This is a genomic window from Vibrio japonicus (assembly GCF_024582835.1).
Classification (GTDB): domain Bacteria; phylum Pseudomonadota; class Gammaproteobacteria; order Enterobacterales; family Vibrionaceae; genus Vibrio; species Vibrio japonicus.
Genome location: NZ_CP102096.1, coordinates 2336583 through 2352234, shown reverse-complemented (window position 1 = coordinate 2352234; position 15652 = coordinate 2336583). Strand labels below are relative to the sequence as shown.

The following is a 15652-nucleotide window of genomic DNA, read 5'->3' as shown; positions in this document are numbered from 1 at the left end:
TGAAAAACAAGAACTTTCTCGAATTTTTATAATGGATTGTTTACTTAAAGCGCATTGATAGATCCATAGCGCGTACGTGCTTGGTTAGTGCGCCGACAGAAATATAATCAACACCGGTTTCTGCGTACTCTCGGATTGTCTCTAAAGTAATGTTGCCAGAGTTCTCTAGCGCGGCACGACCAGCGTTAATCGCCACGGCTTCACGCATCATCTCTTTAGTAAAATTGTCGAGCATAATGATCTCCGCTCCAGCGTCTATGGCTTCTTTCAGCTCGTCTAAACTCTCGGTTTCAACTTCGACTGGCTTGCCAGGATTCAGCTCTTTTGCTGTTTTGATGGTTTGTGCAATACCACCATTCGCAATGATGTGGTTCTCTTTGATCAGGTAAGCGTCGAATACGCCTATACGATGGTTAAAGCCACCACCGCATGCAACTGCGTATTTAAGCGCGCTGCGTAAACCTGGAATGGTTTTGCGCGTATCAAGCAGGCGGCAGTTTGTGCCTTCTAGTTTTTCTGCGTATTTTGCAACCATTGTCGAACAGCCAGATAGCGTCTGGATGAAATTCATCGCGTTACGCTCACCAGTCAGTAGCATACGAGACGAGCCAGAAAGCGTACAAAGTATCTGATTAGGTTCTACCTTATCACCATCTTTCACGTGCCATTGAATTTGAACTTCGCTGCCATTTTCTTGTTCAGCCAACTGCTTAAACACCTCATCAGCCCAAGCTTGACCACAAAACACACCGTGCTCACGAGTAATAATCGTGGCTTCGTTTTTTGCATCTGCAGGAATCAGACTTGCAGTGATATCGGCAGCAGGATCAAGGGTTCCACCCAAATCTTCTTTTAATGTGTCTGCCACAACACGAGAGATCTCAAGAGGCAGCTGTTGTTTCAGGTATTCAAGACGTTCTTGGCTATTGTGTGTGTTTTTCATCGCAAATCTAATACGCAGTTATGTTGGGGTGGAAATGATACGCTGACTGAACACGAAATTCAGCCATTAATCTCGCAATTCAAAGGTAAATGGATAAAATTGTGCGGAGCCAATAACTGTAGTGACCAAGATATGATTGATGCCAAAGGCTGGTATAACAAAGCGCGCCACGTTCCTTCTCCATTTTTTGACCAAAGGTCAGACACCTCAGACATCTCACTACTGGTCATTCACAATATTAGTCTTCCACCGGGGCAGTTTGGCGGGCCTTATATTGAACAGTTCTTTACAGGTACCCTGAACCCTGACGAGCATCCATTTTTTAACGTTATTCATAAGATGGGCGTGTCTGCACATTGCTTAATTCGTCGAGACGGGGAAATCGTGCAATTTGTCCCATTTATCGCGAGAGCCTGGCATGCAGGAGCATCAAGCTTTGCTGGGAGAGAAAAGTGTAACGACTATTCGATAGGAATAGAGCTGGAAGGCAGTGACTTTGTCGCCTACACCGACGAGCAATATCAGTCTTTGGTGGACTTAACTCAACAGTTACAATTGGCGTACCCGAAAATTACTCAACCACGAATTACAGGCCATCAATATATCGCGCCACTACGGAAAACCGATCCTGGGCTTGTGTTTGATTGGGTTAAGTATCGAAACATGCTCTCACAGAACGCTTAGTGAGTAACGTCGTTTCCCTACAGTGAACGCTCTCATGTAGGGAATCAACTTGACCAGTCACGAATTCTAGAGCGTTTCTTGGTATTCAATTAGGATCTGTTCAACCCAGTTTGCAATTCGGTCGTCGCTTAGCTCGTATTGAGAGTCTTCATCAAGGGCTAGGCCAACAAATTGGCTCTCATCTTCAGTCAATGCTTTAGAGGCTTCAAACTCGTAACTCTCGTCATTTGGCCAATAACCGACAAGGTTCGCTCCCGTCTTTTTCAATTCGTCGTGAAGCATCCCCATCGCATCGAGATACCATTCGCCATAGCCTTCTTGATCGCCTAAGCCGAATAGCGCGACCGTTTTGCCATTGAGCTGAACGCCGTCGATTTGATCCCATATTTCATTCCAGTCTTCCTGAATTTCACCAAAATCCCAAGTAGAGATACCGATAATAAGAAAGTCATACTCTGTCATTAAAGATAATGGAGATTCTTTGACATTGTGAACATCCACCAGATCTTCGCCAATAATCGCGCGAATTTTTTCTGCTGCCATTTCGGTGTAGCAGGTGGTAGAGCCGTAAAACAGACCGATTTTCATAACTTTCTTTTCTTTGGATGGACTAGATAACGGATTCTAACCACAAAACGCTTTGCTTTGCAGCGAATATCCTCCTCTAACCAGAATTTTTATGGCTTTCTTTGGGTTTGGAACTTACAGTGAGGCCATAAGTACAATAAGAGGTATCGCGTGTCTGAACTAATGTCTCCTGACCAAGGAATTGTAGAACAATTTTTAGATGCAATGTGGATGGAACGAGGCCTGTCTGAAAATACACTGTCTTCGTATCGCAACGACCTGATGAAATTATTGCAATGGATGGTTGCCAATAATTATCGGCTCGATTTTATTAGTTTATCTGGCTTGCAAGAGTATCAGAGTTGGCTTACCGACCAAGACTACAAGCAAACTTCCCGTGCGCGTATGCTTTCTGCTATTCGTCGTCTTTTCCAGTATTTACACCGAGAAAAAGTGCGCGCAGATGACCCAAGCGCATTGCTCGTCAGTCCTAAACTCCCTAAGCGCTTGCCTAAAGATTTGAGTGAAGAGCAAGTCGATGCGTTATTAAATGCGCCTGATCCCAATGATCCAATAGAGTTACGTGATAAGGCTATGTTGGAGTTATTATATGCAACTGGTCTTCGTGTCACCGAATTGGTTAGCTTGACCATGGAAAACGTGAGCTTGCGCCAAGGTGTTGTGCGAGTGACAGGTAAGGGTGGAAAAGAGCGTTTGGTGCCGATGGGCGAGAACGCGGTTGATTGGATTGAAACTTTTCTGCATAACGGACGGTCTGAGCTACTAGGTGAAAATACTTCAGACGTTGTATTTCCAAGTAAACGGGCCCGTCAAATGACCAGACAAACGTTTTGGCATAGAATTAAGCATTATGCCGTATTGGCGGGAATTGATACTGAGTTGCTCTCGCCCCATGTATTGCGACACGCATTTGCCACGCATTTATTGAACTATGGGGCAGACTTACGTGTAGTACAGATGCTGTTGGGTCATAGTGACTTGTCGACAACACAAATCTATACTCATGTAGCGACAGAGCGACTGAAACAATTACACAGTGAGCACCATCCAAGAGCGTAAGGTCTCCTGAAAATTAAGGTAAATAGCATGAGCGTATTACGCCGAGTAACTCTATTAACATTGCCATTTCTGATGGCCGGACAAGTGTCTGCCGCGGAAGTGAAGATTGATAAAGAACAACTAGAGCAGCGTTTTTCCAAGCTTGGCCTACAAGTGAACGACGCTGTACCCGCTGACATTGATGGTTTGGTTGAAGTACAAACCAATGAAGGTATTTTGTTTGCCTCGCCAACTGGTGACTACTTCTTGGCAGGAACACTGTACAAGCTGGATAAAAATGGCCAATACGAAGATGTGTTAGCTAAGCGACAAGCACCGATTAACGCGGCGAAGATCGAAGCGCAAAAAGCGAATATGATCGAATTTAAAGCCGACAATGAAAAGTACGTTGTTTCTGTATTTACAGACATCACCTGTGGTTACTGCGTCCGCTTACATAGCCAAATGCAGGGTTATAATGACCTAGGAATTACAGTGCGTTATATGGCTTACCCGCGTCAGGGGCCAACGGGTTCGGTGGCGGATCAAATGGCTATGATTTGGGGAGCAAAAGACCCACAATCTGCGATGAGCGATGGTAAGATCCAACGCACTTTCCCGGGTAAAGGCGAAGATTTTGCCAAGTACCAAGATATCATCAAACAGCAATTCGCATTAGGGCGAGAGCTAGGTGTCAGCGGTACTCCAGCACTCTTCCTCCCTAATGGTGAGATGGTTGGAGGTTACCTTCCACCCGCTGATTTATACCAACGTCTTCAACAAACTCAATAGTGAACAAAGAGCCTCAGACAGAGGCTCTGCTTATATTTATGATAGAAATTCAACGCCGACCAGAACCTGATTTATCTCTTCTACCCGAGTCTATTCCACCACTTCTAAAACGTATTTACGTGAGTCGTGGAGTGACGTCTCAGGAGCAGCTCGAAACCACTGTCCGATCTCTTCACTCTTACCAAAAATTGTTTGGGATAGAAGCCGCAGTCGAATTGCTGTTCGAAGCTATTCAAAACAATAAGCGCATTATTGTGGTGGGTGACTTTGATGCAGATGGCGCAACCAGCTCGGCTTTGTCTGTATTAGCGTTGAGAATGCTGGGCTCACATAATGTGGATTACCTCGTTCCCAACCGCTTTGAAGATGGGTATGGACTCAGTCCTGAAGTGGTAGACCAAGCGATCGAGATAGGCGCAGAAGTGATTATGACGGTCGACAATGGTGTTTCCTCTATCGAAGGTGTTCGCTATGCGAAAGAGCAGGGTCTAAAAGTCCTGGTTACTGATCACCACCTCCCTGGGCATGAGTTGCCAAACGTCGATGCGATGGTCAACCCAAACTTACATGAGTGTGGATTCCCATCCAAAGCGCTAGCGGGGGTAGGGGTTGCGTTTTATCTGATGATGGCTCTGTGCGTTCATATGCGAAAAATGGGTTGGTTTGCGCAGCAAGGTATGGGCGAGCCAAAACTGATGGAGTTGGTGGATTTGGTTGCGCTCGGTACGGTGGCTGATGTTGTGCCTCTCGATGAGAATAACCGCATCTTAGTTCACCAAGGGCTGCAACGTATCCGTGCGGGTAAGGCTCGACCAGGCATTCAGGCACTTATTGAGGTTGCTAAGCGAGATGCAAGGCGATTGGTCGCGTCTGACTTCGGCTTTGCGTTAGGCCCACGCATTAACGCGGCAGGACGATTGGATGATATGTCGTTCGGTGTTGAGCTTTTGATGAGTAACAGCATCCACGCGGCAAGACGTATGGCAAGCGAATTGGATGGGCTAAACCAAACGCGTAAAGAGATTGAAGAAGGGATGAAGCAAGAAGCGATGGCTTTTTGTGAAAGACTTCAATTTGGCGAAAACAGCCAATTACCTCATGGTTTGGTTCTATTCCAACGAGATTGGCATCAAGGCGTCATTGGTATTCTTGCTTCTCGTATCAAAGAGAAATTCCATCGCCCGGTGATTGCTTTTGCAGATGGAGGAGAGGGCACGATCAAAGGGTCATGTCGTTCAATTCCAGGTCTACATATGCGTGACGCGCTAGATAGAATCGACACTCAAAATCCGGGGCTGATTTTAAAGTTTGGTGGTCACGCAATGGCGGCAGGCTTAACCATCAATGAAAATGATTTTGAACGCTTTACTCGTCTGTTTGATGAGGTGGTTAAGCAAGAGCTGGATGACGCGGCATTGCGAGGAATCATCCTCTCTGACGGAGAACTCAAGCCAGAAGAGTTCAGCATGCATATTGCCGAGATGCTGCGTGCTGGTGGCCCATGGGGGCAAGCTTTCCCTGAGCCACTGTTTGACGGCGAGTTTAAAGTCTTGCATCAAAAGCTGGTAGGTGAAAAACACCTTAAGTTGATGTTGGAGCCGTTACACAAAGGTCATCCAACCAATATTATGATCGATGGCATCGCATTTAACGTGGATCTTCGTCGCTGGCCAGATGCGTCAGTGAAAACGGTGCGCTTAGCTTATAAATTGGACATTAACGAATTCCGCGGTAATCAGTCATTACAACTCATGATTGATCACATCGAAGCGAAATAGTTTAACTGGTCAAACCTGTCTGTGGCTAGAGTAGAATTAAGTATGGAAGCTACTCTAGCCCGCAACCTCTCTCATTTCTCTGACTTTCTTTTTTTCCCGCATTCTTGCTTTTTTGACATGTGCAGACACTTTTAATCATACCCAGTCATTTTTCTTTAAAAATGGGTAATTAATGTATGGAACCTGGCACGTTTTTAACCCATCTGTTTACAAAATGTAATTGGTCTGACCAATTTCACTTGCGTTTCAATAGACTATTGCTGCTAAAGTGATTTGGCGTGATGTGTTCTATGATTTACGTCAACTTTTGGCTGGAACTTGCGTTTTAATTATGTTAATTTCCTCGCCAACATAAAATTGGTATTACCAATTGACTGCAAAGAGTAGAAGAACAATAACTATGGCTTATCAAAGGATTCGTCAGCCAAAACTCTCTGATGTGATTGAACAGGAGTTAGAACGGTTGATAGTGGAAGGAACACTGGCTCCGGGGCAGCAGTTGCCACCAGAGCGCGAGCTGGCAAAACAGTTTGACGTGTCTCGTCCATCGATCCGAGAGGCAATACAACGCCTCGAAGCTAAGCGTCTTCTTACTCGTCGTCAGGGCGGTGGCACTTTTGTTAGCGAGAACATCTGGAAAAGTTTTTCAGATCCTCTGCTAAATTTATTGTCTAGCCACTCTGAAACTCAGCTGGATTTACTGGAAACGCGTCATGCGATGGAAGGTATTGCCGCTTACTTTGCAGCCGTTCGTGGTACCGAAGAAGATTTTGCACGTATTCAAGCCTGCCTTGAACGAATCGGCAAAGAGCAATCAAACAACGACGTAGAAGCGGAATCGGCTGAAGTTATGCAATTTCTGATTGCTTTGACAGAAGCGGCTCATAACGTAGTGCTGCTGCACATTGTCCGTAGTTTGGCTCCTTTGCTTGAGCAAAATATTCTGCAGAATTTTAAATTGTTACGACGCCGCCCAGAGGCGGTTGAAAACGTTAGTAAACACCGAGCTAATATCGTGGATGCGATTGTCTCTGGTCAGCCAGAAAAGGCGCGTGAGATGTCTCATTCACACTTAGCTTATATTGAAGAAACATTGTTGGATTTGACTAGGGAAGAGTCTCGTCGTGAGCGTTCTTTACGTCGAATGCAACAGGGCAATGACTCATAAAGACGATTTGCAAGTTTAATAGATCCAACCAACAGAAGGATAGATCGCCATGTCTGATATGAAGCATGACGTAGATGCACTGGAAACTCAAGATTGGCTACAAGCACTTGAGTCAGTTGTACGTGAAGAAGGCGTAGAGCGTGCTCAGTTCCTACTTGAGCAAGTTCTAGATAAAGCACGTCTAGACGGTGTTGACATGCCAACTGGAATCAACACGAACTACATCAACACGATTCCAGCAGATCAAGAACCAGCTTACCCTGGTGATACAACGCTAGAGCGCCGTATTCGCGCAATCATTCGTTGGAACGCAGTAATGATTGTATTGCGTGCATCGAAGAAAGACCTAGAACTAGGCGGCCACATGGCGTCTTTCCAGTCTTCTGCTGCATTCTACGAAACATGTTTCAACCACTTCTTCCGTGCACCAAACGAGAAGGACGGTGGCGACTTAGTGTACTACCAAGGTCACATCTCACCGGGTATCTACGCTCGTGCGTTCGTTGAAGGCCGTCTAACTGAAGAGCAGCTAGACAACTTCCGTCAAGAAGTAGATGGTAAAGGTATCCCATCGTACCCGCACCCTAAACTAATGCCTGAATTCTGGCAGTTCCCTACTGTATCTATGGGTCTAGGTCCGATCTCTGCGATCTACCAAGCTCGTTTCCTTAAGTACCTTGAAGGCCGTGGTCTGAAAGATACTTCTGAGCAGCGCGTATACGCGTTCCTAGGTGACGGTGAGATGGATGAGCCAGAATCACGCGGTGCTATCTCTTTCGCTGCGCGTGAGAAGCTAGACAACCTATGTTTCCTAATCAACTGTAACCTACAGCGTCTAGACGGCCCTGTAATGGGTAACGGTAAGATCATTCAAGAACTTGAAGGTCTGTTCAAAGGTGCTGGCTGGAACGTAGTGAAAGTAATCTGGGGTAACAACTGGGATTCTCTACTAGCTAAAGACACAACTGGTAAGCTTCTACAGCTTATGAACGAAACAATCGATGGCGATTACCAAACGTTCAAAGCGAAAGATGGCGCGTACGTACGTGAGCACTTCTTCGGTAAGTACCCTGAGACAGCTGCACTCGTTGCTGACATGACTGACGACGAAATCTTCGCACTTAAGCGTGGTGGTCACGAGTCTTCTAAGCTATACGCTGCATACAAGAACGCGGCAGACACTAAAGGTCGTCCAACAGTAATCCTAGCTAAAACTGTTAAAGGTTACGGCATGGGTGAAGCGGCTGAAGGTAAGAACATCGCGCACCAAGTTAAGAAGATGGATATGACTCACGTACTACACCTACGTGATCGTCTAGGTCTTCAAGACATTCTAACTGACGAAGCAGTGAAAGAGCTTCCGTACCTGCAACTTGAAGAAGGTTCAAAAGAGTACGAATACCTACACGCTCGTCGTAAAGCGCTACACGGCTACACGCCACAGCGTCTGCCAAACTTCACTCAAGACCTAGTGGTTCCTGAGCTAGAAGAATTTAAGCCTCTACTAGAAGAGCAGAAACGTGATATCTCTTCTACTATGGCATTCGTACGTGCACTGAACGTTCTACTTAAGAACAAGAGCGTTGGTCAGAACATCGTTCCGATCATTGCTGACGAAGCGCGTACATTCGGTATGGAAGGTCTGTTCCGTCAAATCGGTATTTACAACCCGCACGGCCAGAACTACACACCACAAGACCGCGACATCGTTTCTTACTACAAAGAAGCAACGTCAGGTCAGGTTCTACAAGAAGGTATCAACGAGCTAGGTGCTATGTCTTCATGGGTTGCAGCAGCGACTTCATACTCGACAAACGACCTACCAATGATCCCGTTCTACATCTACTACTCAATGTTCGGCTTCCAACGTGTTGGCGACATGGCGTGGATGGCTGGTGACCAACAAGCTCGTGGTTTCCTACTAGGTGCTACTGCTGGTCGTACAACGCTGAACGGTGAAGGTCTGCAGCACGAAGACGGTCACTCGCACATCATGGCGGGTACGGTTCCTAACTGTATCTCTTACGACCCAACATTCGCGTACGAAGTAGCGGTAATCATGCAAGACGGTATCCGTCGCATGTACGGTCCAGAACAAGAGAACGTGTTCTACTACCTAACGTTAATGAACGAGAACTACGCAATGCCAGCAATGCCAGAAGGCGCTGAAGAAGGCATCCGTAAGGGTATCTACAAGCTAGAAACTTACACTGGTTCTAAAGGTAAAGTGCAGCTAATGAGCTCTGGTACTATCATGAACGAAGTACGTAAAGCCGCTCAAATCCTAAGCGATGAGTACGGTGTTGCATCTGACGTTTACTCTGTAACGTCATTCAACGAAGTAACTCGTGACGGTCAAGCAGCAGAGCGTTACAACATGCTACACCCAGAAGCGGAAGCGCAAGTTCCTTACATCCAAACTGTAATGGGTACTGAGCCAGCTATCGCAGCAACTGACTACATGAAGAACTACGCAGAGCAGGTTCGTGCATTCATTCCTGCTGAGTCTTTCAAAGTTCTTGGTACTGATGGCTTCGGTCGCTCAGACAGCCGTGAAAACCTACGTCGTCACTTCGAAGTGAACGCAGGTTACGTAGTAGTAGCAGCGCTAACTGAACTAGCGAAACGTGGCGAAGTTGAGAAGTCTGTAATTGCTGAAGCAATTAAGAAGTTCGACATCGACACTGAGAAAACTAACCCGCTATACGCTTAATTAAGAAGGTAGATAAGAAATGGCAATCGAAATTAATGTACCAGACATCGGTGCGGATGAGGTTGAAGTTACTGAGATTCTTGTAAGCGTTGGCGACAAGGTTGAAGAAGAGCAGTCTCTGATCACTGTTGAAGGCGATAAAGCTTCTATGGAAGTTCCTGCTTCTCAAGCGGGTATCGTTAAAGAAATCAAAGTTGCAGAAGGCGACAAGGTTTCTACTGGTTCTCTAATCATGATTTTCGAAGCTGAAGGTGCCGCTGCAGAAGCGGCTCCTGCGGCAGCCCCAGCAGTTGAAGCTCCAGCAGCTCCTGCAGCGGCAGAACTGAAAGAAGTTCACGTACCAGACATCGGTGGTGACGAAGTTGAAGTTACTGAAATCATGGTAGCAATCGGCGACAGCATCGAAGAAGAGCAATCTCTGATCACTGTAGAAGGCGACAAAGCTTCTATGGAAGTTCCTGCACCATTCGCAGGTACTCTTAAAGAGATCAAAGTAGCAGCAGGCGATAAAGTATCGACTGGCTCTCTAATCATGGTATTCGAAACTGCAGGTTCAGGCGCTCCAGCAGCTCCTGCGGCCGAGGCGTCGGACCGTGTAGAAGCACCAGCAGCGGCAGCTCCAGCAGCATCTGCGGCAAAAGAAGTTAATGTTCCAGATATCGGTGGCGACGAAGTAGAAGTTACTGAAATCATGGTTGCAGTTGGCGATACAGTGGAAGAAGAGCAATCTCTAATCACTGTAGAAGGTGACAAAGCTTCTATGGAAGTTCCTGCACCATTCGCTGGTACTGTTAAAGAAATCAAGATTGCAGCTGGCGACAAAGTGTCTACTGGCTCACTAATCATGGTATTCGAGGTTGCAGGCGCAGCGCCTGTAGCAGTAGCGGCTCCAGCTCAAGCAGCAGCACCTGCAGCAACGGCTCCTAAAGCAGAAGCTCCAGCGGCAGCAGCTCCAGCAGCGACTGGCGACTTCCAAGAAAACAACGAGTACGCTCACGCGTCTCCAGTTGTTCGTCGTCTAGCTCGTGAGTTCGGCGTAAACCTATCTAAGGTTAAAGGTACTGGTCGTAAGAGCCGTATCCTGAAAGAAGACGTTCAGAACTACGTGAAAGAAGCACTTAAGCGTCTTGAGTCTGGTGCAGCAGCATCTGGCAAAGGCGATGGTGCAGCTCTTGGTCTACTACCGTGGCCAAAAGTGGACTTCAGCAAGTTCGGTGAGACAGAAGTTCAACCGCTATCTCGCATTAAGAAGATCTCTGGTGCTAACCTACACCGTAACTGGGTAATGATCCCGCACGTTACACAGTGGGATAACGCAGACATCACAGCTCTTGAAGCATTCCGTAAAGAGCAAAACGCGATTGAAGCGAAGAAAGACACTGGTATGAAGATCACTCCACTTGTGTTCATCATGAAAGCGGCTGCTAAAGCTCTTGAAGCGTTCCCAGCGTTCAACTCTTCTCTATCAGAAGACGGTGAGAGCCTAATTCTGAAGAAATACGTGAACATCGGTATCGCGGTAGATACGCCAAACGGTCTAGTTGTTCCTGTATTTAAAGATGTGAACAAGAAAGGCATCTACGAGCTATCTGAAGAGCTAATGGCTGTTTCTAAGAAAGCACGTTCAGGTAAGCTAACTGCTGCTGACATGCAAGGTGGCTGTTTCACTATCTCTAGCCTAGGTGGTATCGGCGGTACTGCGTTTACTCCAATCGTAAACGCGCCAGAAGTTGGTATCCTAGGTGTGTCTAAGTCAGAGATGAAACCTGTATGGAACGGTAAAGAGTTCGAACCGCGTCTACAGCTTCCACTGTCTCTATCATACGACCACCGTGTGATCGATGGTGCTGAAGGTGCGCGCTTCATCACTTACCTAAACGCATGTCTATCTGACATTCGTCGTCTAGTTCTTTAATCGAGAATAGATGAATGAGAGGCGGCCATTTAGCCGCCTCTACTAATAATAATTACCGACAATTTGATTATCTCCCTTAGTCTCTACAGGGTTTTCACAATTGAATTGTTGTCTAGCTCACAGGCTAAATTGATTTACTTTTCACACCATTAACATCTCTGTAAACTGTTGGCGGTCTGAAAATAACTGTTTATAACGAATAACTCTTAAACATAAAAATTGATACCCACTCAGCCTGTTAGGGATAATGACTACAAGAGGTCAAAATGAGCAAAGAAATTAAAGCCCAAGTTGTTGTACTTGGTTCTGGTCCTGCTGGTTACTCCGCTGCCTTCCGTTGTGCAGACTTAGGTCTTGAAACTGTACTTGTTGAACGTTACAGCACTCTAGGTGGTGTGTGTCTGAACGTGGGTTGTATCCCATCTAAAGCACTTCTACACGTTTCTAAAGTTATCGAAGAAGCGAAAGCGATGGCTGATCACGGCGTTGTATTCGGCGAGCCGCAAACAGACATCAACAAGATCCGTATCTGGAAAGAAAAAGTTGTTAACCAACTAACTGGCGGCCTAAGTGGCATGGCTAAGATGCGTAACGTGACTGTTGTTAGCGGTTACGGTAAGTTTACTGGTCCTAACTCTATCCTTGTTGAAGGTGAAGGTGAGTCAACAGTTGTAAACTTTGAAAACGCGATCGTTGCAGCTGGTTCTCGTCCAATCAAACTGCCATTTATCCCGCATGAAGACCCACGTATTTGGGACTCTACTGACGCTCTTGAACTGAAAGAAGTGCCAGAAAAACTGCTTATCATGGGTGGTGGTATCATCGGTCTAGAAATGGGTACGGTTTACCACTCTCTAGGTTCTAAAGTTGAAGTTGTTGAGATGTTTGACCAGGTAATTCCTGCGGCAGACAAAGATATCGTTAAGGTTTACACCAAGCGTATCAAAGACAAGTTCAAGCTAATGCTAGAAACGAAAGTAACAGCAGTTGAAGCGAAAGAAGACGGTATCTACGTTTCAATGGAAGGCAAGAAAGCACCTGCAGAAGCAGAGCGCTACGATGCTGTTCTAGTTGCTATCGGTCGTGTACCAAACGGTAAGCTAATCGACGGTGAAAAAGCGGGTCTAGAAATCGACGAGCGCGGCTTCATCAACGTTGATAAGCAAATGCGTACTAACGTTCCTCACATCTTCGCTATCGGTGACATCGTTGGCCAACCAATGCTTGCTCACAAAGGTGTGCACGAAGGTCACGTAGCTGCTGAAGTTATCTCTGGTAAGAAGCACTACTTCGACCCTAAAGTTATTCCTTCAATCGCGTACACTGAGCCAGAAGTGGCTTGGGTTGGTAAGACTGAGAAAGAAGCGAAAGAAGAAGGCATCAAGTACGAAGTGGCAACATTCCCGTGGGCAGCATCAGGTCGTGCAATCGCATCTGACTGTGCAGACGGTATGACTAAGCTAATCTTCGACAAAGAAACTCATCGCGTAATCGGTGGTGCTATCGTTGGTACTAACGGTGGTGAACTACTAGGTGAAATCGGTCTAGCGATCGAGATGGGTTGTGATGCAGAAGATATTGCTCTGACTATCCACGCTCACCCAACTCTACACGAGTCTGTAGGTCTAGCTGCTGAAGTATTTGAAGGTTCAATCACTGACCTTCCAAACAAAAAAGCAGTTAAGAAGAAAAAGTAATTTTTCTTGAAGCTTAAAAAAACCGCTGACTATTCAGCGGTTTTTTTGTGCGTGAAATTCGTATAACCACAGGCAATAAAAAAGGCCGATGTTTACCATCAGCCTTACTTTCACGCATTCTCAATTAATGATCGCGTTTATAGATGCATAGCATATCCAAGTAGCTTTGGGTGAGGGTCGCCAATGCTTCTGGATCTTGTGTACGGTTTGCCTGAATAAACAGTGAATAGCACATGCCGTGGAACAGAGTCGCAAGATCAGATGGATCGTGCAGATCACAAACCTCACCACGCTCAATGGCCTTTATGAACATGTTCTGTACCAGAAGCTGATTGGTGCGGTTTGTTGATACAAACAGTGGCCAAACTTCATCGCGCGTTGATGCGCTCCACTCAAACCATACTTTCAGCCAGTGACAATCATTCACGACAAGTTCAACCATCGCTGATGTTAGATTTGCTAGGTTTTCTTTTGCGTGAAGATCTAGATCGATATTGTCTGAAAGGAAGTTAGAAAACTGCCTGACGACGTGGTTGAGTACATCATCGACTAAGTCTTCGCGAGTTGGGAAATAGTTGAATACTGTTGCTACTGAAACTTGAGCAATTTCAGCAATATCCGCATGACCACCACGGCCAATACCTCTGCGAGCAAACACTTCTAATGAAATTTCCATTAGTTGCTGCTTTCTCTTTTGTGGAGACAGGCGCGTACGCGGCCTTTTAGCTATAGAGTCCATTTCAATATCCTTGCCAATTGAGTTGGTGTGGGCTTTGCCCTTATTTAGTATTTTGTAATTTTTATACAGCCTTATGAGTGTAATGGTGCATATGGATAAGGTCAACGTTTTAAGGTCAATTTATAACCACAATTGTTAATATACGCGTCCAATCTCATCTGCGTTGTATATCTGTTGTGTTAATTCTGATGCATGAGACTTTTTCCTTGTTCTTTAGCAGTGGTACACTATGCGCTCATTATCATCAGCTAGTATCTACACTGTTGGTAGGTACTAGGCAACGCGACAAACGAGATTAGTATGAAACATACAATAGAAGTAATGATTTCTGAGCAAGAGGTTCAGGAACGCGTACGTGAACTTGGAAAACAAATCACAGCTCATTACGAAGGTAGTGAAGATCTGGTTCTAGTTGGACTATTACGTGGCTCATTTGTTTTTTTGGCAGATTTAGCGCGTAACATCGAACTGACTCACCAAGTGGATTTCATGACGGCTTCTAGCTACGGCAACACAATGGAGAGCTCTCGTGACGTTCGTATCCTGAAAGACTTGGATGATGATATCAAAGGCAAAGATGTACTGCTTGTAGAAGACATTATTGATACGGGTAATACGCTGAACAAAATCAAAGAGATCCTGTCTCTGCGTGAGCCTAAATCCATTGCGATTTGTACGTTACTGGATAAGCCTTCACGTCGTGAAATAGAAGTCCCGGTTGATTGGATTGGTTTTGCGATTCCAGACGAGTTCGTTGTGGGTGTAGGTATCGACTACGCGCAGAAATACCGTCATTTACCGTTCATTGGCAAAGTGATCCCTCAGGAATAAACCTTACTGGTTTTGACTTGATGAAAGATACAAAAAAAGCGCTCACGGTTTAGTGAGCGCTTTTTTACATGTGTAGTCAGCGAGTCAGAATTAACGACAAAGCAGCTTGTGTTCTGGATTAAGGATCTCTTCCATCGCTTTTTGGTATGAAGTCTCGACACTTTCACGTGAGGTAGAGCGAACACCTAAATATTCGAGCTTACCATCACCAATTCCGTATACAACACCGTGTATTTCCACATCTTGCCCTCTTTCCCATGCGTTTTGCATGATCGTAGAGTTACCAAGGTTATACACTTGTTCTGCTACGTTGATCTCTCCGAGTTTATCCGTTCGATCTTCTGCTGGCATGTCATCTAAGTATTTACGATGTTTAAAGTAAAGATCGCGAATATGCAAAAGCCAGTTATTAATTAGACCAAGTTGCGGATTATCAATCGCTGCATTAACACCGCCACACCCATAGTGACCGCAGACAATGATGTGTTTTACTTTTAAAACATCGACAGCGTATTGCACAACAGACAAGCAGTTTAGGTCGGTATGAATAACTTGGTTAGCCACATTCCGATGAACAAATAATTCACCTGAATAAAGCCCCGTCAGACGCTCTGCGGGTACTCGACTGTCTGAACAACCAATCCACAAGAACTCCGGATTTTGCCCTTCTTCCAGTTTGGCAAAGTATTCAGGTCGTTCCGCTTTAATGGACTCAGACCATTTCGAATTGTTTTCAAATAGCTGTTTAATTTCTGGCATTTTGTTG

At 45.6% G+C, this 15652-nt stretch carries 13 protein-coding genes; 9 read left to right on the top strand and 4 right to left on the bottom strand.

Annotated features, from left to right (window positions below; all coding sequences use genetic code 11):
• Positions 1 to 40: 40 nt before the first annotated feature.
• Positions 41 to 943, bottom strand: coding sequence for a carboxylating nicotinate-nucleotide diphosphorylase (gene nadC, locus NP165_RS10975; protein ID WP_257084003.1), 903 nt, complete (start codon positions 941 to 943; stop codon positions 41 to 43).
• 132 nt (positions 944 to 1075) lie between these two features.
• Between nadC and ampD the strand changes: the two genes are divergently transcribed.
• Entirely contained in the window at positions 1076 to 1627 is a 552-nt protein-coding gene (gene ampD, locus NP165_RS10970) for a 1,6-anhydro-N-acetylmuramyl-L-alanine amidase AmpD (RefSeq protein WP_257084002.1), read from the top strand.
• Positions 1628 to 1693: 66 nt separating this feature from the next.
• Here ampD and fldB read toward each other — a convergent pair whose 3' ends face one another.
• Complete coding sequence (gene fldB / locus NP165_RS10965; RefSeq protein WP_257084001.1) at positions 1694 to 2215, bottom strand: flavodoxin FldB; 522 nt, start codon at positions 2213 to 2215, stop codon at positions 1694 to 1696.
• Between the two features lie 162 nt (positions 2216 to 2377).
• Here fldB and xerD point away from each other — a divergent pair, with 162 nt between their 5' ends.
• The 7 genes from xerD (at position 2378) to lpdA (ending at position 13316) form a co-directional block, all read left to right on the top strand.
• Positions 2378 to 3274 (top strand): site-specific tyrosine recombinase XerD, encoded by an 897-nt coding sequence (gene xerD, locus NP165_RS10960; protein ID WP_257085590.1) that lies wholly within the window; start codon positions 2378 to 2380, stop codon positions 3272 to 3274.
• A gap of 27 nt (positions 3275 to 3301) precedes the next feature.
• A complete protein-coding gene (locus tag NP165_RS10955; RefSeq protein WP_257084000.1) occupies positions 3302 to 4045 on the top strand; it encodes a thioredoxin fold domain-containing protein in 744 nt (247 codons plus the stop codon).
• Positions 4046 to 4083: 38 nt separating this feature from the next.
• Positions 4084 to 5823, top strand: coding sequence for a single-stranded-DNA-specific exonuclease RecJ (gene recJ / locus NP165_RS10950; protein WP_257083999.1), 1740 nt, complete (start codon positions 4084 to 4086; stop codon positions 5821 to 5823).
• Positions 5824 to 6223: 400 nt separating this feature from the next.
• Positions 6224 to 6991 carry a pyruvate dehydrogenase complex transcriptional repressor PdhR gene (pdhR, locus tag NP165_RS10945; RefSeq protein ID WP_257083998.1) on the top strand — a complete coding sequence of 256 codons (768 nt, stop codon included), beginning with the start codon at positions 6224 to 6226 and terminating at the stop codon, positions 6989 to 6991.
• A gap of 49 nt (positions 6992 to 7040) precedes the next feature.
• Positions 7041 to 9704 (top strand): pyruvate dehydrogenase (acetyl-transferring), homodimeric type, encoded by a 2664-nt coding sequence (aceE, locus tag NP165_RS10940; RefSeq protein WP_257083997.1) that lies wholly within the window; start codon positions 7041 to 7043, stop codon positions 9702 to 9704.
• Between the two features lie 19 nt (positions 9705 to 9723).
• Positions 9724 to 11619: a pyruvate dehydrogenase complex dihydrolipoyllysine-residue acetyltransferase gene (gene aceF / locus NP165_RS10935; RefSeq protein ID WP_257083996.1), complete on the top strand. Its 1896-nt coding sequence runs from the start codon at positions 9724 to 9726 to the stop codon at positions 11617 to 11619.
• A gap of 266 nt (positions 11620 to 11885) precedes the next feature.
• The gene (gene lpdA, locus NP165_RS10930) at positions 11886 to 13316 is read left to right on the top strand and encodes a dihydrolipoyl dehydrogenase (protein WP_257083995.1); all 1431 of its coding nucleotides are present in this window, start codon (positions 11886 to 11888) and stop codon (positions 13314 to 13316) included.
• 124 nt (positions 13317 to 13440) lie between these two features.
• On the opposite strand, the gene NP165_RS10925 is transcribed toward lpdA, so the two are convergent.
• The gene (locus NP165_RS10925) at positions 13441 to 14055 is read right to left on the bottom strand and encodes a LuxR/HapR/OpaR family quorum-sensing transcriptional regulator (RefSeq protein WP_257083994.1); all 615 of its coding nucleotides are present in this window, start codon (positions 14053 to 14055) and stop codon (positions 13441 to 13443) included.
• A gap of 300 nt (positions 14056 to 14355) precedes the next feature.
• On the opposite strand from NP165_RS10925, the gene hpt reads away from it, so the two are divergent.
• Positions 14356 to 14886: a hypoxanthine phosphoribosyltransferase gene (hpt, locus tag NP165_RS10920; RefSeq protein ID WP_257083993.1), complete on the top strand. Its 531-nt coding sequence runs from the start codon at positions 14356 to 14358 to the stop codon at positions 14884 to 14886.
• A gap of 90 nt (positions 14887 to 14976) precedes the next feature.
• Here hpt and can read toward each other — a convergent pair whose 3' ends face one another.
• Complete coding sequence (gene can / locus NP165_RS10915) at positions 14977 to 15645, bottom strand: carbonate dehydratase (RefSeq protein ID WP_257083992.1); 669 nt, start codon at positions 15643 to 15645, stop codon at positions 14977 to 14979.
• Positions 15646 to 15652: the final 7 nt, after the last annotated feature.

What these genes read in the sequence shown, in the direction of transcription:
- aceE (WP_257083997.1), top strand. Translation starts at nt 7,041, where the DNA reads ATGTCTGATATGAAGCATGACGTAGATGCACTGGAAACTCAAGATTGG.
- nadC (WP_257084003.1), bottom strand. Translation starts at nt 943, where the DNA reads ATGAAAAACACACACAATAGCCAAGAACGTCTTGAATACCTGAAACAA.
- hpt (WP_257083993.1), top strand. Translation starts at nt 14,356, where the DNA reads ATGAAACATACAATAGAAGTAATGATTTCTGAGCAAGAGGTTCAGGAA.
- ampD (WP_257084002.1), top strand. Translation starts at nt 1,076, where the DNA reads ATGATTGATGCCAAAGGCTGGTATAACAAAGCGCGCCACGTTCCTTCT.
- NP165_RS10955 (WP_257084000.1), top strand. Translation starts at nt 3,302, where the DNA reads ATGAGCGTATTACGCCGAGTAACTCTATTAACATTGCCATTTCTGATG.
- xerD (WP_257085590.1), top strand. Translation starts at nt 2,378, where the DNA reads ATGTCTCCTGACCAAGGAATTGTAGAACAATTTTTAGATGCAATGTGG.
- can (WP_257083992.1), bottom strand. Translation starts at nt 15,645, where the DNA reads ATGCCAGAAATTAAACAGCTATTTGAAAACAATTCGAAATGGTCTGAG.
- lpdA (WP_257083995.1), top strand. Translation starts at nt 11,886, where the DNA reads ATGAGCAAAGAAATTAAAGCCCAAGTTGTTGTACTTGGTTCTGGTCCT.
- recJ (WP_257083999.1), top strand. Translation starts at nt 4,084, where the DNA reads ATGATAGAAATTCAACGCCGACCAGAACCTGATTTATCTCTTCTACCC.
- pdhR (WP_257083998.1), top strand. Translation starts at nt 6,224, where the DNA reads ATGGCTTATCAAAGGATTCGTCAGCCAAAACTCTCTGATGTGATTGAA.
- aceF (WP_257083996.1), top strand. Translation starts at nt 9,724, where the DNA reads ATGGCAATCGAAATTAATGTACCAGACATCGGTGCGGATGAGGTTGAA.
- fldB (WP_257084001.1), bottom strand. Translation starts at nt 2,215, where the DNA reads ATGAAAATCGGTCTGTTTTACGGCTCTACCACCTGCTACACCGAAATG.
- NP165_RS10925 (WP_257083994.1), bottom strand. Translation starts at nt 14,055, where the DNA reads ATGGACTCTATAGCTAAAAGGCCGCGTACGCGCCTGTCTCCACAAAAG.